This window comes from Noviherbaspirillum sp. UKPF54, assembly GCF_007874125.1.
Classification (GTDB): domain Bacteria; phylum Pseudomonadota; class Gammaproteobacteria; order Burkholderiales; family Burkholderiaceae_D; genus Noviherbaspirillum.
Window position 1 is genome coordinate 778,891 of the sequence record NZ_CP040128.1, and the last position, 19,647, is coordinate 798,537.

The 19,647-nt window shown below is 63.7% G+C and carries 18 protein-coding genes and 1 tRNA gene; 8 read left to right on the plus strand and 11 right to left on the minus strand.

Annotated elements, in window-relative coordinates:
* Positions 1-82 precede the first annotated feature (82 nt).
* From FAY22_RS03680 to FAY22_RS03690, 3 genes are all read left to right on the plus strand, one after another.
* The gene (locus FAY22_RS03680) at positions 83-2,197 is read left to right on the plus strand and encodes a TonB-dependent siderophore receptor (RefSeq protein ID WP_146328964.1); all 2,115 of its coding nucleotides are present in this window, start codon (positions 83-85) and stop codon (positions 2,195-2,197) included.
* Positions 2,198-2,473: 276 nt separating this feature from the next.
* A complete protein-coding gene (locus FAY22_RS03685; protein ID WP_146333197.1) occupies positions 2,474-3,214 on the plus strand; it encodes an RNA polymerase sigma factor in 741 nt (246 codons plus the stop codon).
* Positions 3,211-4,518 carry a hypothetical protein gene (locus tag FAY22_RS03690; RefSeq protein ID WP_146328965.1) on the plus strand — a complete coding sequence of 436 codons (1,308 nt, stop codon included), beginning with the start codon at positions 3,211-3,213 and terminating at the stop codon, positions 4,516-4,518. Before FAY22_RS03685 ends, FAY22_RS03690 begins: the two co-directional genes overlap by 4 nt.
* A gap of 8 nt (positions 4,519-4,526) precedes the next feature.
* On the opposite strand, the gene FAY22_RS03695 is transcribed toward FAY22_RS03690, so the two are convergent.
* On the minus strand, positions 4,527-7,298 hold the full coding sequence (locus tag FAY22_RS03695) for an EAL domain-containing protein (protein WP_168204757.1): 2,772 nt from the start codon (positions 7,296-7,298) through the stop codon (positions 4,527-4,529).
* Positions 7,299-7,525: 227 nt separating this feature from the next.
* On the opposite strand from FAY22_RS03695, the gene FAY22_RS22645 reads away from it, so the two are divergent.
* Both FAY22_RS22645 and FAY22_RS03705 read left to right on the plus strand, forming a co-directional pair.
* Complete coding sequence (locus FAY22_RS22645; RefSeq protein WP_371417347.1) at positions 7,526-8,377, plus strand: hypothetical protein; 852 nt, start codon at positions 7,526-7,528, stop codon at positions 8,375-8,377.
* Between the two features lie 159 nt (positions 8,378-8,536).
* Entirely contained in the window at positions 8,537-8,893 is a 357-nt protein-coding gene (locus FAY22_RS03705; RefSeq protein ID WP_146328967.1) for a hypothetical protein, read from the plus strand.
* A gap of 265 nt (positions 8,894-9,158) precedes the next feature.
* On the opposite strand, the gene FAY22_RS03710 is transcribed toward FAY22_RS03705, so the two are convergent.
* The 10 genes from FAY22_RS03710 to FAY22_RS03755 all read right to left on the minus strand — a co-directional run bounded on the left by FAY22_RS03710 (position 9,159) and on the right by FAY22_RS03755 (position 17,386).
* The gene (locus FAY22_RS03710; RefSeq protein WP_146328968.1) at positions 9,159-9,596 is read right to left on the minus strand and encodes an iron-sulfur cluster assembly accessory protein; all 438 of its coding nucleotides are present in this window, start codon (positions 9,594-9,596) and stop codon (positions 9,159-9,161) included.
* Positions 9,597-9,985: 389 nt separating this feature from the next.
* On the minus strand, positions 9,986-10,324 hold the full coding sequence (locus FAY22_RS03715) for a hypothetical protein (RefSeq protein ID WP_146328969.1): 339 nt from the start codon (positions 10,322-10,324) through the stop codon (positions 9,986-9,988).
* Between the two features lie 113 nt (positions 10,325-10,437).
* Positions 10,438-10,722, minus strand: coding sequence for a hypothetical protein (locus FAY22_RS03720; protein WP_146328970.1), 285 nt, complete (start codon positions 10,720-10,722; stop codon positions 10,438-10,440).
* 13 nt (positions 10,723-10,735) lie between these two features.
* Positions 10,736-10,811, minus strand: a tRNA-Asn gene (locus FAY22_RS03725).
* 60 nt (positions 10,812-10,871) lie between these two features.
* Complete coding sequence (locus tag FAY22_RS03730; protein WP_146328971.1) at positions 10,872-12,209, minus strand: sigma-54 dependent transcriptional regulator; 1,338 nt, start codon at positions 12,207-12,209, stop codon at positions 10,872-10,874.
* Positions 12,202-14,091 (minus strand): ATP-binding protein, encoded by a 1,890-nt coding sequence (locus FAY22_RS03735; RefSeq protein WP_146328972.1) that lies wholly within the window; start codon positions 14,089-14,091, stop codon positions 12,202-12,204. The genes FAY22_RS03730 and FAY22_RS03735 overlap by 8 nt, the downstream gene beginning before the upstream one ends.
* 90 nt (positions 14,092-14,181) lie before the next feature.
* A complete protein-coding gene (locus FAY22_RS03740; protein WP_146328973.1) occupies positions 14,182-14,943 on the minus strand; it encodes a TSUP family transporter in 762 nt (253 codons plus the stop codon).
* 80 nt (positions 14,944-15,023) lie between these two features.
* Positions 15,024-15,374 (minus strand): GlpM family protein, encoded by a 351-nt coding sequence (locus FAY22_RS03745; protein ID WP_146328974.1) that lies wholly within the window; start codon positions 15,372-15,374, stop codon positions 15,024-15,026.
* Between the two features lie 23 nt (positions 15,375-15,397).
* Complete coding sequence (locus FAY22_RS03750) at positions 15,398-16,702, minus strand: dicarboxylate/amino acid:cation symporter (protein WP_146328975.1); 1,305 nt, start codon at positions 16,700-16,702, stop codon at positions 15,398-15,400.
* A 249-nt stretch (positions 16,703-16,951) separates the two neighbouring features.
* On the minus strand, positions 16,952-17,386 hold the full coding sequence (locus FAY22_RS03755; protein WP_146328976.1) for a hypothetical protein: 435 nt from the start codon (positions 17,384-17,386) through the stop codon (positions 16,952-16,954).
* Between the two features lie 282 nt (positions 17,387-17,668).
* On the opposite strand from FAY22_RS03755, the gene FAY22_RS03760 reads away from it, so the two are divergent.
* From FAY22_RS03760 to FAY22_RS03770, 3 genes are all read left to right on the plus strand, one after another.
* Positions 17,669-18,115 (plus strand): response regulator, encoded by a 447-nt coding sequence (locus FAY22_RS03760; RefSeq protein ID WP_371417349.1) that lies wholly within the window; start codon positions 17,669-17,671, stop codon positions 18,113-18,115.
* A gap of 82 nt (positions 18,116-18,197) precedes the next feature.
* Positions 18,198-18,671 (plus strand): CreA family protein, encoded by a 474-nt coding sequence (locus tag FAY22_RS03765; protein ID WP_146328978.1) that lies wholly within the window; start codon positions 18,198-18,200, stop codon positions 18,669-18,671.
* A 23-nt stretch (positions 18,672-18,694) separates the two neighbouring features.
* Positions 18,695-19,615: a delta(1)-pyrroline-2-carboxylate reductase family protein gene (locus tag FAY22_RS03770; protein ID WP_146328979.1), complete on the plus strand. Its 921-nt coding sequence runs from the start codon at positions 18,695-18,697 to the stop codon at positions 19,613-19,615.
* Positions 19,616-19,647 lie beyond the last annotated feature (32 nt).

Genomic DNA, 19,647 nt, shown 5'->3' on the forward strand with positions numbered 1-19,647 from the left:
CCAGCCCGCCATTTTGCCCAAAATGGCCCTCTTTTTTCGGTGGTTGGGAGCGATATTTTTCAAGTCTTGGGAGATTGACCACATGGCCGCCATCAAAAGCCACACACCTCTTACCGCGCAACGCCTGAAGTGCGCGACCGCCGTTTCGCTCGCCGTACTGGCCTTTCCCGGCGTATTGCATGCGCAGCAAGCCGCGGCCGGCGCCAAGGATGACGTCACGCTGGAAACGATCCAGGTCAGCGGCGACTGGCTCGGCACCGGCCTGGAAAACAGCGTCAAGAGTTTCGGCGGGGCGCGCACGGTCGTGAAAAAGGATGAGATCCAGGCCACCGGCGCGACCAGCATCGGCGACGTGCTGCGCCGCATTCCTGGCGTGCAGTCCACCGACAATTCGAGCACCGCCGGCAGCGCGATTTCGCTCAACATCGGCGTGCGCGGCATGACCGGGCGCCTGACCCCGCGTTCGACCGTGCTGCTCGACGGCATTCCGCTTGCCGTCGCGCCTTATGGCCAGCCGCAACTGTCCTTTGCCGCGGTCAGCCTGAACAATATCGAATCGATCGACGTCGTGCGCGGCGGCGGCGCGGTGCGCTACGGCCCGCAGAACGTCGGCGGGATCATCAACTTCAAGACCCGCTCCATTCCGGCAAAGCCGGGACTGTCCGGCGACGCGACCATCCGCCAGGACTCGTTCGGCGAAGGCGGTTCGAAGACCTCGTACAGCGCCTTCATCGGCGACCAGCTCGACAACGGCCTCGGCCTGGCGCTGCTCTACTCCGGCTCGGATGGCCAGACCTGGCGCAAGGACGCCGACGAGCGGTTCAACGACGTCGCCATCAAGTTCCGCAAGGAGCTGAGCCCGAGTTCCGAGCTGTACGGCAAGGTGTCGTACTACGACGTGCGCTCCAGGACGCCGGGCGGCCTGAGCGTGGCGCAATACAATGCCGATCCATTCCAGAACACCCGTCCCACCGATTACTGGAGCGGAGACCGCAAAGGGATCGATGTCGGGTACATCAACAACCTGTCGGACACACAGGAATTCGAAATCCGCGCGTACTACAACGAAAGCTTCCGCAAGAGCGTGCTGATCAACGCGGCGCGGACTTCCTTGGGGCATCAGCCGCGCACCTATGAAGTCACCGGCATCGAGCCGCGTTACACCCAGCGCATCAACCTCGGCAACACGACCAACGATGTCACGGTCGGCTACCGTTACCTGCGCGAGCGCGGCACCGACACGGTGATCGACCAGGCAATCTCGACCGGCGTGCAAAAGATCACGAGCCTCGCCGAGAACTCCACGGATGCCCAGGCTCTTTACCTCGACGACAAGATCGCCTTCGGTTCCTGGCGCGTCACGCCGGGAGTACGCTTCGAGCATATCGAGTCGGTGCGCGAAGACCGTTTGAATGCGAGCAACCCGGATCGTGTCGTCACCAACAACAAGCCGCTGCCGTCCCTCAACGTCTCCTACCTGCTCAATCCGTCGGCGACCTTGTTCGCCAACTACGGCACGTCGTTTGGCGCGGTGCAGAATACGCAGTTGAACACGCCGCAGGCCAACGAGCTCAAGCCGGAACTGGCGAGGACCATCGAGGCTGGCGCACGCTGGTCCGACAAGAAGCTGTCGGCGGAAGTGACCGCGTTCCAGATCCGTTTCGACAATCAGATCCAGACCACCGGTTCGGGCATTAACGCCGTATCCACCAATATCGGCGAAACCAAGCACGACGGCATCGAGACCGCGGTCGACTACGCATTCGACAAGTCGGGCGCGCTGGCGGGACTGAGCGTGTTCGCCAACTACACGTATGTGCGCGCACTGCAGGAGTCGGGCGTCAACGCCGGCAAGGACGTGCCGTTCTATTCGCGCAATACCGACACCATTGGCGCGCGCTACCAGATCGGCCAGTGGGCCTTCAACCTGTCGAGCACGCACCAGAGCCGCCAGTTCTCCGACAACGCCAATACGGCGGCCGAGAATGCCAGCGCCAGCGTCGGCGAGATTCCCGGCTTTCGCGTCTGGAATGTCCAGGCCAGCTGGAAGGTGCCGGGCGCCAAGGGCTTCGACGTGCTGGCAGGCGTGAACAACCTGGCCGACAAGCGTTACTACACGCGTAACGTCGACAGCAACGCCGGCCGCATGGTGGGCGCTCCGCGCACCGTGTACGTGCAAGGACGCTACACTTTCTGACGGGCGCCTAAACAGCGCGATGCCGTGGTAGCCGTGGCCGGTCCTTCGTCGACCGGCCTTTTCATTTTTAACTTGGCGCCATCGACCGCGCCGCCAAAAAACATCCTCCCTTCATCTGGCGCAACGCGCGTCCCGCATCGGCGCCGCTATATCTTCCCGTCCAGTTCGTAGCGCGCCGGCATGCGTTCCAGGTTTGCGGCACGAAGGCCGGGAACGCGGACGCTTCTCGCGTCATCCAATGCCATGTCTTCAGCAAGCAGGAAAGCGGCAACGATGATGCTTCCCTCCGAAAAGAAAGCAGTCAACGCCGACTGCTCCGACGCCGAGCTCGCCGCGCGTATTGCCGCAGGTGAGCATGGCGCATTCACGCTATTGATGCGCCGCTACAATCGCCGCCTCTATCGCACCGCACGCAGTTTCATCAAGGACGATGCCGAAGCGGAAGACGTGCTGCAGGATGCGTATGTCCTGGCCTACCGCAGCATCGGCACGTTTCGCGGCGAAGCAGCGTTGCTGACCTGGCTTACCCGCATCGTCGTCAACGAGGCCGCCGCACGCCTGCGCAAGACAGCCCGCCGCGCCGAATTGTTCCGTATCGACGGCGGCGAACTCGACCTCGATGCGGCCGAGGTGGGGGAGGGCGCGCCCGATCGCCCGGAACATGCCGCCATGCGCGCCGAGGCGCGCGCCCTGATCGAAAAAAAGATCGACGAGCTGCCCGCGGCCCTTCGCATCGTGTTCGTGCTGCGCGCGATGGAGGAGCTGAGCGTGGAAGAAGTCGCCGCCTGCCTGAACATTCCGCAAGCCACGGTGCGCACCCGCTTTTTCCGCGCCAGGAGCGTGCTGCGCGAAGCGCTGTCACGCGAGATCGACTTTGCGTTCGAGGATGCGTTTTCGTTTGCCGGCGCGCGCTGCAACCGCATCGTGGCGGCCGTGACCGATCGTCTCGGGAACTCGCGGGAAGGCGGCGCCCGCAGCAAATTGCCGGCCAACGTTTTGAGAGAGGACGCATCATGAAGATCACTCGCAGCGCGGCATTCATCGCATCCGCCTTCGCCGGCGGCCTGCTCGCCGCATTGAGCCTGTCCGGCGCGGCAAACAACGGCAAGCAGGGCGCCACGCTTTCGCAGATCGACGAGGGGCGCGACATATTCCGGTTCGACACCTTCGGCGACGAAGCATTCTGGGGCGACACGCTGCAGCTGCACAAGGCGATCGCGGGTGAAAAAAACGGCGGCGTCGGCCCCGGCGTGAGCCCACGGACGGCACTGGCGGTCGGCCTGAAGGTCGATGCCGATGCGCTGCCGGCCGACCTGCAGCAGCAGCTCAACAGCGGCAAGGTAGACCTGGACGATCCGGCGACCACGGTCGCCCTGCTCAAGCTGAATGCGGTGGTCGGCGTCAAGGGCATATTCGATTCGAACGGCAACCTCAAGTCGATGGGCGTGCAATGCGCGCTGTGCCACTCCACCGTGGACGATTCGCTGGCTCCCGGCATCGGGCGGAGGCTCGACGGCTGGGCCGCGCGCGACCTCGATATCGGCAAGATCATTTCGCTCGCGCCCAACTTGCGCCCCTACACCGACCTGCTGGGCGTGGACGAAGCCACGCTCAAGAAGGTCCTCGCCAGCTGGGGGCCGGGCCGCTTCGATGCCATCCTCGACAAGGATGGCAAGGCGTTCCGGCCGGACGGCAAGCCTGGGGCAACGTTGATCCCGCCGGCGTTCGGCCTGGCCGGCGTCAACCTGCACACCTGGACCGGGTTCGGTTCCGTGCCGTACTGGAATGCCTATGTCGCCGTGACCGAAATGCACGGGCGCGGCACCTTCTTCGATGCGCGCCTGGCCGATGCGGCGCAGTATCCGATCGCCGCCAGGAGCGGCAGCAGCGATGTGCGCAACACGCCGGACCAGGTCACGTCGAAGCTGCCGGCGCTGCATGCCTACCAGCTTTCGCTTCCCGCGCCCAAGCCGCCGCAGGGCAGCTTCGACGAGGCGGCCGCCGCGCGCGGCAAGATCGTCTTCGACGGCCGTGGGCAGTGCGCGTCATGCCATGTAGCGCCGCTGTTTACGGAGCCGGGCAACAACCTGCATGCGCCGGCCGAAATCGGCATCGACTCGTTCCAGGCCGACCGCTCGCCCACGCACATGTACCGCACCTCGCCGCTGGCCGGACTATGGACGCACCAGAAGCCGGGCTTTTACCATGACGGGCGATTCGCCACGCTGCGCGACGTGGTCGAGCACTACAACACCCAACGGAAACTGGCGTTGACCGATCAGGAGAAGGCCGACCTGGTCGAATATCTGAAGTCGATCTGACGCGGCGATCATCGGCCCGCGACGGCGGGGCCGGCGGTGTTCAGTTCGCTCCGGCCCCAATGCTCGCGGCACCACTGCGCGAATTCCGCGGCCGGCAGCGGCCGGCTGAACCAGTAGCCCTGCGCCTGGTGACAGCCGTGCTCCTGCAGGTACCGCAGCGCGGTTTCCGACTCGATGCCTTCGCCGTGGACTTCGAGCTGCAGGTTGCGGCCGAGCGTGATGATTGCGTCGGTCACGGCGCGGCTGGCCTGGTCGCGCTCGATGCGCCGCACGAATGACTGGTCGACCTTTAGCTTGTCGAGCGGCAGGGCGGACAGGCTGGACAGGCTGGAATAGCCGGTGCCGAAATCGTCGAGCGCCACCTTTACCCCGAGCGCCTTGATGCGGTTGAGGATCCTCACCGCCTCGTCGATGTTTTCCATGATTGCGCTCTCGGTCACCTCGATTTCCAGCGAGGCCGGGTCCATCCCGGTGTCGGCGAGGATTCTGCTGAGCCTGTCGGCGAATTTCTGCTGCCGGAACTGGAGCGGCGACACATTGATCGCGATCGTGGTGTTCAGACCCTGGTCGAGCCATGCCTTGTGCTGGCGGCATGCCTCGATCGCCACCCATTCCCCCAGCGGCCCGATCAGGCCGGCCGCTTCGGCGACGGGAATGAAGCGGTCGGGACCGATTGCCTCGCCGTCGTCGTCCAGGCGCAGCAGCGCTTCGGCGCCTACCAGGCGGTTGCTCCGGATATCGATGACCGGCTGGTAGTGCAGCCGCAGGGCGTGCTGCTTGAGCGCCTTCTTGAGTCTCTGCTCGACCAGCAGCGCCTGCTCGGCGCGCCGGTCGAGCTCGGCCCGGTAGTACTGATAGCCGGCCCGGCCGGTGTGCTTGGCCTGGTACATCGCCAGGTCGGCGGTATGGATCAGCGCGTTCATGTCGACGGCGTGGTCCGGGAAGCAGCTGATGCCGATCGATGGTGATAGCGACAGTTCCAGCGCCTCGATCCTGAAAGGCCGGCTGATGCTCTCGATCACATGCCGCGCCACGGCATCGGCCCGGTGCAAGCCTTCCCCCAGGTGCGGCAGGATGATGACGAACTCGTCGCCGCCGAGGCGCCCGACCAGGTCTTCGTCGCGCGTGCATTCGAGGAGGCGCCCGGCTACCGCCTGCAGCACCCGGTCGCCGGTCTCGTGCCCGTACAGGTCGTTGATCGGCTTGAAGCGGTCCAGATCGATGAACAGCAGCGCGCCACGGCTGTGGTTGCGCCGCGACGCGGCCAGCACGTGGCCGCCGTACTCGAACACCAGCGCACGGTTGGGCAGCCCGGTCAGCGCATCGTGCAGGGCGGCGTCGCGCATCTGTTCCTCGGATGTCCGCAGCCTTTCCTCGGCCTGCTTGCGCTTGGTGACGTCGAGCACCGTGCCGCGCACCGCGATCACCTCGCCGCCGTCGCCACGCACCGCCTGGCACTTGAAATTGAGCCAGAGCATGCTTCCGCCGGCGTGATAGGCCTGTTCCTCCAGGTCATGTTCCTCGCCGGTGCGTATCGTGTCCTGCAGCGCGGTGTTCAGCCGTTGCCACGATGCCTCCGGCAGCAGCGTGCCGCGCATTTCCGGCATGGGAGGAACCTCGCAGCCGTAGATTTCGCGCAGCGTATCCGATACCTGGATCGTGCCGGTGCGCAGGTCGAGGTGCCACGTACCGAACCTGGCCAGCCGATGAGCTTCGGCCAGCTCGGTTTCCTTGGCGCGGATGATGGCGGCGCGTTCCTGCAGCAGGCTGCCGGCGCGGCCGATCGCGTCGGCCACGTCGCAGGCTTCCTTGACATGGACCGGCGGCACCGGCATCGATCTGCCTTCTCCCAGCGCGGCCGCGGGTTCGCTCAGGACCTCGAACGAGTACGCGATGCGGCGGCCGACAAAGCGGGCCCAGACCAGCCCGATGCCGAACAGCGCCGCCACGCCGATGGCGAGCAGCAACAGGGTGCGCCACAGCGGCCCCATGATGGACTCGCGCGGAATGCCGATGGCCACTCCCCAGTTGGTGACGGACGAGCGGCTGTAGAACGTGATGACCGGCGTGCCTTCCTGGGTGAGTGCCTCGAGCGTACCCTGGCTGGTGGCCGTCAGCGCCTGGCGCAGCGCGGGGACGGTCTTCTTGCCGACGAACTGGTCGGCGGCATGGCTGCGCCCGACGATCGTGCCGGCGCTGTTGATCACCGCCACCACCCAATCCGGCGGCATGTCCTGCGACTGCAGAAGCGCATTGAAATGGTCGGTCAGGATGCCGATACCTAGCACATAGGCAATCTTTCCATTGATTTCAACGGGAACATCCACGCTCATGATCGGGCGCTTCAGTACGCCGCCGGTGAAAATGTCTGAAATCGCCGGCACCCCGGTCGCCAGCACCTGGTCGATGTTTTCCCGGACGGGTTCTCGCGGCAGTGGCGTGCCGTAGGGCACGGCGGTATTCAGGACGAGGCGTCCCCCGGCATCGCGCAGGACGACATTGACGCCAAGGGCGGACAGCGCCACGAATTCCCGCGCGCGCGCGTGAAAGCCGGCGAAGTCGTGTTCGGCGATCGAACGTGAAGTGGCAAGGACCTGCCCGGCGGTCTGCGCCTGCAGCAAATGACTGTCGACGGCTTGCGTCAGGGCCCGCGCCGTCCGGAGCAAGTCCCTTTCCCGTTGCGCGCGCTCGGCACGGTACTCGTACAGGAAAAGGATGCCGGCGCCGACCACTCCCGGCAGCAGGCAGGCCAGCACCAGCCACGTGAGCAGGGTTCGCACCGACCAATTGGTTCCGGAAAATATTTTGTGGCGCAATATTCGGCCCAGGAGCGTGCCAGATAGAAAAATTCGCAAACGTCCGACTTCCATGTCGCCACGTTCGACCCGTTGCACGCTGAATAATTCGCTGCGTGGCACAAAGACAAGGCGTTGCATCAAACCCTTGATAAGAAAAAAGTTACTGCTAGAATGCCAATCTTTTTATTTCCAAAATTACACGAAAAGCCATGACCAAGACTTACCAGCGACTCAAGAAACAGATGGAAAACCTGCGGAAAGAGACCGTACGCCGCATCAAGGAAATCATGGAGCAGCACGACATCCGGGTGGAACAGCTGGCCGCTGACATTGCCACCACGCCCGCGCGCGTTGCCAACAAGGTCAAGACCGCCGTCGGTCTAAGCTCCACCAAGCAAAAGTCCGCGCAGCCTGCAAAGAAAGCAAAAGCCGCAACGTCGACCAAGGCGGCGCCTGCGAAGAAAGCGGCCGCCGCGAAGAAGGCTGCGCCAGCAACGAAACCTGCGGCCACAAAGAAAAAGCCCACCGCAAAGAAAGCTGAGCCGGTGACGAAGTCGGCCACCACGAAGAAGGCGGCAGCCGCGAAGAAGGCCGCCCCGGCCGCAAAGTCGGCGCCGGCGAAGAAAGCAGCCACGGCAACGAAGGCCGCTCCCGCCAAGAAGACGGCAGCAAAGCCGGCTGCAACCAAGGCAGCACCTACCGCCGGCAAGACCGTAGTAAAGAAGGCGGCTGCAACGAAGGCAGCGCCGGCAAAGAAAGCCGTTGCACCGAAAAAGCCGGAGCCCGCTGTAAAGGCGGCCCCGGCAAAGAAAGCGGCACCCGAAGCGAAGGCCGCGCCGGTAAAGAAAGTGGCAGTTGCGAAGAAGGCCGTTCCGGCAAAGAAGGCCGTTCCGGCAAAGAAGGCAGTAGCCGAAAAGAAATTGGATACGGCAGCGCAGGCTGTCACCGCGGCGATGCCCGCAGCGGTAACGCCGACGCCGCAGGTAACCGCCGTCGCGCCGGCGGTCAATCCGGCGACTACGGCACCGGCAGTACCGTCAACCCCCGCCGTGACCCAGTAATACCCTGTCAGGTATCCAAGAAAAACCCGGCCCAGCCGGGTTTTTTTATGCCGGAAAGTGCCGCAATGAACTCAATCACATTGTTGAAGTCACACATCGGCATGACAAATTATCAATGAGTCGAATCGATTCACGGTCCCGTTCAGAAAGGAGAACAACATGAATGCAATGAAACTGTTCGTCATCTGCGCCTTCGGAGTTGCCGTCACCACCGGATGCGCGTCGTCGTCGAAGTCGCCGGCGGTCGCCGCCGCGCAAAAAGGCGTGCAAACCGGGAAAGTGACCGCCATCGAATCGGTCGCCGTGGTCGATCAATCGGTGGCTACGACCAGCTCCGGCAGCAGCGCTGTCGTCACCACCGCAAGCGGCGGGCCGGAAGCCGTCACCGTGCTCTTCGCCGACGGTTCGCAACAACGCTATATCGTCGAGCGCCCGACCACCTCCTTCAAAGTCGGCGCACCGATCAATGTCATCACGAATGGCGATCGCATCACGCTCGTGTCGCCCCAGCAGTAAAGATAGATTCAAAGAAAAAGGCCCGGTCTTGCGACCGGGCCTTTGAAATTTTTGGCTCCCCGAGCTGAATAAATCAGGTGACTGGGGACTATATTTATCGTTTAACTAAACTACACAACCGGGATTGATGAGTAACCATAAGAAATCCTTACGCCTTTCGCGCATCGCATGCATCAATTGCTGCTTTCTGGGCTTTAGTAATCAACTTAAGTGACTTCTTAGGGTTTTCTGTAGCGTAGGACATCAGCAATCAGCGGGCTATGAATCAGTGGCAGGATATCGCGGGACGGCATCGCACATCGCAATAACCACAACCACCTAGGTTGGTCGCGCAGCCGTCGTCATTGGGATTCACGAACACAAAGCGCGTCCCGCCGGTATTAAGTTGTACGAAATCCAGAACCGTGCCATCCAGCAGTGCTGCATGGGCAGGTGTAATTACGACCTTGACGCCTTGCGATTCCATTTGCAGATCACCGGGCCGCAGTTCGTCGAAGCCCATGCCATGAATGACCGCACCACATTCATCGCGTCGACCAGTCACGCGCAGGAACATATTTTCAGCACTGGCGTTGTGCGCGGCGGCCAGGACCTGTGGCGCAGCTTGTGGAGTGAGGCTAAATTTGCACATACGTAAAAATACCGAATCAAAAAATGATGGAGGCCTGCGCATTTCACAGCACAGGGCTACGAATGAATGCACGTCCGATTGTACGATCGGCGCACAAAAAATTAATTGCCGTAAAGATATATTTCATGACGGAAATTATGTGAATTCCGAAATTCCTTGAGCTGGATTAGGTTTATGGGAGTGGCAGTTTGCCCGAGCAGCGTGCGCTGCAAAGTGTCGATGGCGAAACGCTCATTTAGCGGGAGATGCCGCGTCACCTGATTTAAAATAGTCCGGTTCATGTGTCTGGGCTTTTCGCTTTTTAGATGCGATACGAGGCGAGCGCTGTCCGGATTTCGGAAGGCATTTCGACAGGCCGCACCCTTTTCAGAAGATGTTTCGGAAGCGGTGTAAGCACTGTGTTGTCGGATTTGCTCAATCCACTGCGCCGAGCATTGAAGCCCTTCTGAAGCACTCGCCAGCTACAGCGATTTCACTGAATCGCCGGTCACCGTAAGCCGTGAGACCGTCAATCGCCCTACGCGAAAGGCAGAGAACTGTCTTGCGTTGTTTTGGGTGTCACTATCCCAAGGATGAACTTGGCGACGGGGAAGGGCGGCTGTTACCGTTGCCACAAATGCAATACCCGCTTGGGCAAGCATATTGACCAATGTGACGCGCCAGCCGTGCCGATGCATAAACTCGATGACTTGGTGCTCAATGCGCTGGTGGACAAGGTGGTGCATCCTGATCGCCTCAAAGTCATGTTGAAAGACTTGAAGGCGCAGATCAAGGAAGCGAGCAGCAGCCAGAATGAGCACCTGCTTGCCCTCCAAAAAGAGCTATCTGAACTGGTGGAGCAGAACACAAACCGGCTCTACGAGGCAGTTGAAAAGTGTTTCCTGCCAATGGATAACACATTGCAAGAACGCGCTCAGAAGCTCAAGGCGCGGCGCGAAGCAATCTTGGTGGAAATGGCCGGGACACGGCAGCAGAAAGCCTTGCCTATCAACAACATCACCTCAACGCAAATTGCCGCATTCGGTAATGCCTTCCGCGCCAAGCTACTGGACAAGGAAAGCGGTTTCTCGAAACAGTATTTGCGGCTGCTGGTGAGGGAAATCCGGATTGCCGGGAATGAAGTACGGATGACAGGCAGCAAGGCTGCGTTGATGGGAGCGGTGCTGGAAAAGAAAATGGGCACCGCGAAGGTGCCCATTTCTGGAATTGGTTGGCTCCCCGACCTGGACTCGAACCAGGGACCTGCGGATTAACAGTCCGTCGCTCTACCGACTGAGCTATCAGGGAATTGAGCGGCGCATTATAGAGAGAGTTTGGCGCGGCGTCAAAAGAGAATGCGCGCGACGCTCAATTTTGTTCGCCCAGCCGGTATTTCCTTATCTTGTCGTGCAGGGTGGTCTTGGCCACGCCCAGGGCTTCGGCCGCGCGGGCGAGGCTGCCGCCGTTGCGCGCGAGCGCGTCGGCCACGAGCGCCCGCTCGAAATCGGCCACGGTGTCCGGCAGCGAGCGCGGGCCAGCGGGCGCTTCGTCGGCGAACGGTGGGAACCCCTTCTCGATGCCGAGCACGCAGCGGTCGGCTACGTTGCGCAGTTCGCGCACGTTGCCGGGCCAGTCGTAGGCCATCAGGCGGCCCATGCGCGCCGCGTCGGCCTCGGGCACCAGGCGCTCGTGGCGCGCCGCGCCCTGCAGCAGGAAATGCTCGAACAGCAGCGGGATATCCTCGCGCCGCTCGCGCAGCGGTGGCAGCGGCAGGGTGGCGACGTTGAGCCGGTAGTAGAGGTCGGCGCGGAAGCGTCCCTGGTCCGACAAGGCCTTCAGGTCCGACTTGGTGGCGGCGACCACGCGGCAGTTGACGGGGATCGGGGTATTGGAGCCGAGCCGTTCCAGGCTGCGCTCCTGCAGCACGCGCAAGAGCTTGGTCTGCATCGCCAGCGGCATCGATTCGATTTCGTCGAGGAACAGGGTGCCGCCGCTGGCATGTTCGATCTTGCCGATGCGGCGCTTTCCGGCGCCGGTGTAGGCGCCGGCTTCGTGGCCGAAGATTTCGCTGTCGAACAGGGTTTCCGGCAGGCCGCCGCAGTTGATGGCGACGAAGTTGCCGGAGCGACGGGGGCCGGATTCGTGCAGGCAGCGCGCGGCCATTTCCTTGCCGGTGCCGGTTTCGCCTTCGATCAGGATGTCGGCGGCGCTGTTGGCCAGCTCGGAGACCAACTGGCGCACCCGCACCATGGCGGGGGAGCGGCCGAGCAGCCGGCCTTCGAGCTGGTCGCGGCTTTCCAGGCGCGCGCGCAGCTGGCGCACTTCGAGCGTCAGGCGGCGCTTGTCCAGGGCGCGGCGCACCACTTCCACCAGGTAGTCGGGCGAGAAGGGCTTTTCGATGAAGTCGTGCGCGCCGTTTTTCATGGCCTGCACGGCCAGCGAGACGTCGCCGTGGCCGGTGATCAGCACCACCGGCAGGTCCGGGTCGATGGTCTGGATTTCCTTGAGCAGTTCCATGCCGTCCATGCCGGGCAGGCGGATGTCGCTCACGACCACGCCGGGAAAATCGCGCGAAAGTTTGCGGCGCGCCTTTTCCGCGCTGTCCACGCCGGCGACCGGAATGTCTTCCAGTTGCAGCGCCTGTTCGCAGCCGAGGCGGACATCGGGATCGTCTTCGACGACGAGCACTTGCAGGTGGTCAGTCATGTTGCTTGCCCTCCGGGGCGGCGGGGATTTCCAGGGTAAAGACGGCGCCGCCTTCCGGGTGGTTGCCTCCGGTTAGGCTGCCGCCGAAGTCGGCCACGATCCCGGCCGAGATGGCCAGGCCGAGCCCGAGGCCGCTGCCGGCTTCCTTGGTGGTGAAGAACGGTTCGAACAGGTGCGCGCATGCTTGTTCGTCCAGTCCGGGGCCGTGGTCGCGCACCTGGATCAGTATGCGTGCGCCTTCGCGCGCGGCGCGGATGTCCAGCGTCGGGTCGGCGATGCCTTCCATCGCGTCGAGCGCGTTGCCGATCAGGTTGACCAGCACCTGCTCCAGCCGGTTGGCGTCGCACCAGGCCTGCAGCTCCTCGTCGGCCAAGTCGATGCAGGCCACCGCGCGCGCCTGCTTGAAGCGCTGCTCCAGCAGGAACAGGGAATTTTCCACCGCGCGGCGCAGCGGCACGGCCTGCGGCGTGCCGGACGACTTGCGCGCGAAGGATTTCAGCTGCGAGGTGAGGCGGCCCATGCGGTCCACCAGTTCGCCGATGCGGTGCAGGTTGCTGCTGGCGACATCGAGGTTGCCGCGCGCGAGGAATTTGCTGGTGTTGCCCGACAGGGTGCGCAGCGCCGCCAGCGGCTGGTTCAGCTCGTGGGCGACGCCGGCGGCGAGCTGGCCGATGACGGCGAGCTTGCCGGCCTGGACCAGCTCGTTCTGGGCCGAACGCAGGGTGCGCTCGGCCTGGATGCGCTCCGCCACTTCCTGTTGCAGGCGGCTGTTGGTGGTCGACAGGTCGGCGGTGCGTTCGGCAACCTTGCGCTCCAGTTCGTCGTGCGCCCGCTGCAGCGCTGCCTGGTCGGCCAGCCTGTCCTTCAGGTGGCGCCGCCGCTGGTTCAGCAGCAGGATCAGGATGAACAGGAAGGCCGCTCCCGCGCCGGCCACCGCCGCGCGGGTGAACGCGATGGCGCGCACCTGCTCCTGCGGCGAAAAGACGGTGATGTTCCAGGGGGTGCCGGGCAGCGGCTGAGTCTGGGCGACGAAGGTGCCGGCCACCGGGAACATCGACACCATTTCCGGCTCCGCCTTCGGCAGGCGCACCAGGCGCGCGCCGTGCGCCAGCTCCGCCAGTTCCTTGACGCCGAGCGGGTTGAGCGCGCGCCGGTTGTATTGCTGGGTGCGGTCGAAGGCGCTGCGGGTGGCTTCGTCCAGCGGTTGCAGGGTGGTGAATTTCCAGCTCGGCACCGAGGCCAGGATGATGACGCCGTTTTCGTCGGATACCAGCGCCGGCGCTTCGACCGTGGCCCAGGATTTCTCCAGCTGCTTCAGGCCGACCTTGACCACGGCCACGCCCAGCACGCCGCGGCTGTCGGTCAGCACGGAGGACAGGTAGTAGCCCGGTTCGCCGCGCGTGGTGCCGATGCCGAAGAAGCGGCCGCTGCCGCTATCCATCGCCTGGCGGAAGTAGGGGCGGAAGGACAGGTCTTCGCCGAGGAAGCTGTCGGCACGGCGCCAGTTGCTGGTGGCGGCCACCTTGCCGTTGCGGTCGAGGATATAGGTGGACAGGCTGCCTGCGCGCTCGTTGAGCTGTTCCAGGTAATGGTTCACCTGCTCGGTGCGGTCCGGGTCCGCGTCGGGCGCGGCGAGCAGCTGCAGTACGTCGCGCTCCAGTCCCAGCGTGGTGGGGAAATAGGCGTACTTGTCGATTTCCCGTTCCAGGCTGGCGGCGTACAGGTCGAGGCGGTGGCGGCCGGTGGCCTGCAGGTCGGCCAGGCCCAAGTTGAGGCTGTAGCGGAACGCGAACAGGCTGGCGGCGGCGACGAGCGCCGCGAAGCCCAGGACAAGCAGGGCCAGCCGTGACCATTGGAGCCGGTGGGGCAGATGGGGACGCATCGAAAATGGATTCGTTCGGATTTCCGAATTATGCCGTGCGCCGGCGCAATCGGCTGAATGTGGACTGAACGCCGGCTGAATGCGGCCGCATCACGGGTGAACCATATCCCACAGCATCTTGACGATCAGGATCGCCACCACCGCCAGGAAGGCCTGGCGCACGAAGCCGGCGCCGCGTTTCAGGGCGACGACGGTGCCGACCTGGGCGCCGATCAGGTTGCAGGCCGCCATGACCAGGCCCACGCCCCACAGCAGCGGGCCGTGGCTGGCGAAAAAGGCAATGGCCGAGACGTTGGTGGCGGCGTTGATCACCTTGGCGCTGGCCGACGCGCGCAGGAAGTCCATGCCGAACAGGCGCACGAACGCGAAGATCAGGAAGCTGCCGGTGCCGGGCCCGAAAAAGCCGTCATAGAAGCCGATGGCCAGCCCGAGAGCGACGCCGCGCCAGCGGTCGGCCGGCACCAGCTCGCGCGTGGAGGCGTGGCCCAGGTCCTTGCGGCGGAAGGTGTAGATGGCCACCGCCAGCATCATCACCAGCACCAGCGGGCGCATTGCTTCGCGCGGCAGCCAGGCCACCACCGCCGCGCCCAGCCAGGCGCCGATCAGCGCCGCGAACGTGGCCGGCAGCACCACGGCCCACGGGATCTGGACGGTGCGGGCGAAGCGCCACAGGGCGGAGCCGGTGCCGGCGATGCTCGACACCTTGTTGGTGCCGAACAGGGAAGGGATGGGCGATTGCGGAAACTGCGACAGCAGCACCGGGATCTGGATCAGGCCGCCGCCGCCGACGACGGCATCGACCATGCCGGCGAAGAAGGCTGCGGGAGCCAGGATAAGCCAATTGAATTCCATATGAGATTGTCAATGCGCCCGGCATAGCGGGCCGGGATGATGCACAGAAATGAAACGGAGCAGAGATGGTAACCGGTAGATTAGTTCCCTGCAGGAACAAATCGGCTCCACAGCAGAAGCAGCGCGCCGGCCGCCACGGTCCACGCCACGGTGGCGCTGGCCAGCGTGGCCGCCAGCGTGAAGCGCACGCTGAGCCAGAACACCGCCAGGAGATAGATGGCGTAGGGCAGCAGCGCGCACAGGCCGAACAGCGCCGTGGTGCGCAGCTCGGCTGCGCCGCGCTCGCCGCCGACGATGGCGTGCGCGATCAGGGCGAAGGTGGGAAACAGCGGCACCAGGCCGGCGATGTAGTAATTCCTGCTTTTCGACAGCAGCGCAATCAGGAGCACCGCCACGGCGCCCAGCAGGCATTTCAACAAGAGGGACATCATGGCGGTTCTGTGCATGCGCTTGGTCAGGCTGCCTTGGGCAGCTTCACTTCCTGCTCCAGCGGGATGAGATCGTCGGATTCGACCGCCTCTTCGTCGACCGGATCGATCGCGTTTTCCCATTTGGCGACGACAGCGGTGGCGATCGCGTTGCCCAGCACGTTGGTGGCGGTGCGGCCCATGTCGAGGAAGTGGTCGATGCCCATCACCAGCAAGAGGCCGGCTTCCGGCAGGCCGAACATCGGCAGCACGGCGGCCACTACCACCAGCGACGCGCGCGGCACGCCGGCGATGCCCTTGGAGGACACCATCAGCACCAGCAGCATAGTGATCTGCTGGCCCACGGTCATCGGAATGTTATAGGCCTGGGAGATGAACAGCGCGACGAAGGCGGTATTCATCATCGAGCCGTCCAGGTTGAAGGAGTAACCGAGCGGCAGGATGAAGCCGACGATGCGGTTCTTGACGCCAAACTTTTCCAGTTGCTCCATCAGCTTCGGGTAGGCCGATTCGCTGGAGGCGGTCGAGAAGCCCATCAGCATCGGGCCGCGGATCGCCTTGATGAGGCGGAACACATCCTTGCCCAGCACGAAGTAGCCGGCGCCGATCAGCACTAGCCACAGCACGCCCAGCGCCAGGAAGAAGCTGGCGATGTACTTGCCGTACACCAGCAGCACGCCGAGGCCCTGGGTGGTGATGACGGAGGATACGGCGGCGAACACGCCCACGGGTGCGAAACGCATCACGTAGTTGGTCACCTGCAGCATCACGTGCATCAGGTCTTCCGTGGACTTCACCAGGCTGTTGGAAGTGCTGTTATGCAGCTTGCCCAGCGCCAGGCCGAAGAACAGCGCGAACACGAGGATCTGCAGCACTTCGTTGTTGCCCATCGCTTCGAAAATGCTCTTCGGGAAGACGTGGGTGATGAAGTCCTTCAGGTTCAGCGCCGATGTTTTCAGGTTGGTGGCTGCGCCCACGTCCGGCAGCGGCATGCCCAGGGAATCGCCCGGGCGCATCAGGTTGGCCATCGCCAGACCGATCAGCAGCGAGCAGATGGACGCGCCGAAGAACCAGCCCAGCGCCTTGAAGCCGATACGGCCGACGGCCTTGGCGTCGCCCATGCCGGCGAGGCCAGCGACCAGGGTGGCAAGGATCAGCGGTGCGATGATCATCTTGATCAGGCGCAGGAAGATATCGGTGAAGATCGAGAAATAGCCGGCAATTTCCTTGGCTGCCGCGGCATCCGGCGCCATCTTGTTGCACAGGAAGCCGACGATGACGCCGGCGGCCATGGCTATACCGATCCAGGTAGTAAGTTTGATTCTTTTCATCCGAGTAGTCCTTTGCCCGCCTCCGGGGCGTAGTGATGATCAAATTGAAATATGACGCGCGCTTGTGCGTTGTTCACATGCGCAAACGGCAGCCTTGCTCTTGAGCATTCTTCATGCCATGGCATTGGGCCGGACGAGCAAATCCAATGTGCTGATTTAAAAGGGAAAATTTTTTGCGGCGGATGCCGCCGAACGGATTTCCGGATAGAGGGGTGCGGTAACGTTCGGAAAACCGAACGGGCGAGGCCCTCAGCTCTGGGCGTCCTGCTGCGCGGCGTGTGCGGCGGACAGCGCCAGCGCCGTTTCGATTTCCTCGCAGGCGGCTTCCATGCCGCTGCGGAATTGCATGTCTTCCAGCTGGGCGGCTGCTTGGCGCGTATGTTCCAGCGCCTGGCGCACGGCGGCGAGCACCAGCTCCTTGGCCGGAGCGAGGTTGTCCGGCGCGGCGGGGTAGAGCGGGACCGTGCAGCGTTCCCGCTGCTCCCGGCTGAGGTAACAGCTGCGGCCATTGACGCCGGGTTCCGACAAGCGGTCGAGTTCGTCCGGGCGCGCCCAGGCGGCCGGCTGCGGCGCACTGCCGGCCGATCGGGCGAGCGCGGCGGCGACGGCGTCGAACACCTGCGCCGTATCGGAGGTGTCCACGTCCTGGAGGATGGCGCGCTTTTGGTCTGGCGAAAGAATCATGGCAGGAGGCTTACGTGAGTCGGTCAGGTCGTGGGGCGAGATGGGGGCAGAGATTATGGGGCAAGTGCGGCGTGCTGTGCCAGGCATTCGCGTCGATCGAAGCGATATACGAATTGGTTGATTGGCATCATTGCTTTGCAGAAACTGACGCACTAAGCTCATCTCAAGCCTCTTGAGCAGGCTTTGATCGTTTCTCGCGGCGCGCTGCACGGGACAGGCTACAAGAAGGATAGTGAAAAAATGTGTCCAACCAATCTTTACGCAGAAAACAGTCAGGTTGCCTTGCTTAAACGCTCCGAGCGCCCCGCCCAAGCCCGCCGTCTGCACATCCTGATCGTCGACGATGTCGCGAGCATGCGGCGCGTCATGATGGGGTTGATCAAGGAACAGCTCGACACCTTGCGCCTGTCCGAAGCGGCCGACGGCAAAAACGCGCTGCAGATGATTCACAAGGCGCATGAAGACGGCGTGCCGGTCGACATCGTAATCACGGACTGGAACATGCCGGTGATGGACGGCATGGCGCTGTTGCGCTGCATCCGGTCCGACATGTCGCTCATGTCCTTGCCGGTGCTGCTGGTGACCGCGCATGCGACCAAAGACATGATCCTGGAGGCGGCGCGGGCCGGCGCGGACGGCTATATCGTCAAGCCGTTCAACGCGGAGACGCTGCATTCGAAGATCGAACGCATCGTGGCCAAGCGCTGCGCGCACGTGACGGCGCATTAGCCTTCACTGGTGCTACAGTATTCCTTTTGACTGCGGCGCACGGAACGTGTGCCGCTGAAAGAAATTTCAGGAAAGGAAACCGATGTCGCCAAAAGCATGGGCTGCCGCCACGTTTCTCCTCGCCGCATCGCCTGCCGCGTTTTCCGAAGAGATCGGGGACGTCAGCACGGTATTCAAGTTTATCGGGCCGAATCACAAGATCGTGGTCGAGGCGTTTGACGACCCCAGGGTCGGCGGCGTGGCCTGTTACCTGTCGCGCGCGAAAACCGGCGGCATCAAGGGCGCGCTCGGCGTCGCCGAGGACAAGTCGGATTCCTCGGTCGCCTGCCGCCAGGTCGGAGAAATCCGCTTCAACGGCCCGATTCCGAAACAGGAGGAAGTGTTTTCCGAGCGCGCCTCCATCCTCTTCAAGCATGTGCAGGTAGTGCGCATGGTCGACAGCAAGCGCAACGCGCTGGTGTACCTGGTGTACTCCGACCGGGTCATCGAGGGCAGCCCCAAGAACAGCGTGACGGCGGTGCCGGTCCCGGCCAGCCTGCGCATTCCGGTCAAATAACAATTCAGCCTGGAACACATCCCATGCACATTCTCGACCAGGCCCGCACGGCGGCCGCGCTGCCGTTTTCCCAACTCGTTCCGGCGCTGGCGCAGGCCGCGCGCGAGCTGGCCGACGGCGCCATCCGCGCGCCGGAGCGGCAGGTGGTGACGATCGACGCCGCCAGCGTCTTGCTCGGCATGCCGGCCATCGGCGCCGACATCGGCGTCACCAAGCTGATCACCGTGCATGCCAACAACGCGGCGCATGGCCTGCCCGCGATTCAGGGCGAAGTGATCGTGTTCGACACGGCCAGCGGGCGCCGGCTGGCCTTGCTGGACGGGCCGACGGTGACGGCGCGCCGCACCGCGGCCATGACCTTGCTCGGCATCGAAACGCTCGCGCCGAAAAAGCCGCGCTCCGCGCTCATCATCGGTACCGGCGTGCAGGCCGCCGCGCATGCCGATGCGCTGGTCGAGCATTTCGGCGTCGCGCAGTTCTGGATCGCGGCGCGCAATGCGGCCGGCGTCGACGCGTTTTGCAGTAGCCTGCGGGAGCGGCACGCGCAGCTGGCGGTCCAGCCGCTGGCGGCCGACGCGCTGCAGCGCGAGGTTCCCGAGACCGACGTCGTGATTGCGCTGACCACCTCGAAGACGGCGGTGATCCCGGCCTCGATTTCGCCGCAGACCTTGGCCATCGGCGTCGGCGCCTTCAAGCCCGACATGGTGGAGTTTCCGCCGGCATTGCTGCACGCGCGGCAAATCGTGGTCGACGACCTGGCCGGCGCCAGGCACGAAGCGGGTGACCTGATCCAGGCCAATGTTGACTGGAGCCGCGTGCGCGATATCGCTTCCGTACTGGCCGGTCAGCTCGGACATGCGTCGCCCGTCCCGGTGTTCAAGACCGTGGGGCAGGCGGCATGGGACCTGGCCGCCGCGCGTGTGGCGCTGCAGACCCTCGACTGATCCGGCCGCGAACGGTCCTTGCCATTCGTCGG

Coding starts and splice junctions, on each gene's coding strand:
- FAY22_RS03745 (WP_146328974.1), bottom strand. CDS start 15,374: ATGATGTCCCTCTTGTTGAAATGCCTGCTGGGCGCCGTGGCGGTGCTC.
- FAY22_RS03755 (WP_146328976.1), bottom strand. CDS start 17,386: ATGATTCTTTCGCCAGACCAAAAGCGCGCCATCCTCCAGGACGTGGAC.
- FAY22_RS03765 (WP_146328978.1), top strand. CDS start 18,198: ATGTCGCCAAAAGCATGGGCTGCCGCCACGTTTCTCCTCGCCGCATCG.
- FAY22_RS03740 (WP_146328973.1), bottom strand. CDS start 14,943: ATGGAATTCAATTGGCTTATCCTGGCTCCCGCAGCCTTCTTCGCCGGC.
- FAY22_RS03685 (WP_146333197.1), top strand. CDS start 2,474: ATGCTTCCCTCCGAAAAGAAAGCAGTCAACGCCGACTGCTCCGACGCC.
- FAY22_RS03720 (WP_146328970.1), bottom strand. CDS start 10,722: ATGGGCACCTTCGCGGTGCCCATTTTCTTTTCCAGCACCGCTCCCATC.
- FAY22_RS22645 (WP_371417347.1), top strand. CDS start 7,526: ATGACCAAGACTTACCAGCGACTCAAGAAACAGATGGAAAACCTGCGG.
- FAY22_RS03750 (WP_146328975.1), bottom strand. CDS start 16,702: ATGAAAAGAATCAAACTTACTACCTGGATCGGTATAGCCATGGCCGCC.
- FAY22_RS03690 (WP_146328965.1), top strand. CDS start 3,211: ATGAAGATCACTCGCAGCGCGGCATTCATCGCATCCGCCTTCGCCGGC.
- FAY22_RS03705 (WP_146328967.1), top strand. CDS start 8,537: ATGAATGCAATGAAACTGTTCGTCATCTGCGCCTTCGGAGTTGCCGTC.
- FAY22_RS03680 (WP_146328964.1), top strand. CDS start 83: ATGGCCGCCATCAAAAGCCACACACCTCTTACCGCGCAACGCCTGAAG.
- FAY22_RS03730 (WP_146328971.1), bottom strand. CDS start 12,209: ATGACTGACCACCTGCAAGTGCTCGTCGTCGAAGACGATCCCGATGTC.
- FAY22_RS03735 (WP_146328972.1), bottom strand. CDS start 14,091: ATGCGTCCCCATCTGCCCCACCGGCTCCAATGGTCACGGCTGGCCCTG.
- FAY22_RS03770 (WP_146328979.1), top strand. CDS start 18,695: ATGCACATTCTCGACCAGGCCCGCACGGCGGCCGCGCTGCCGTTTTCC.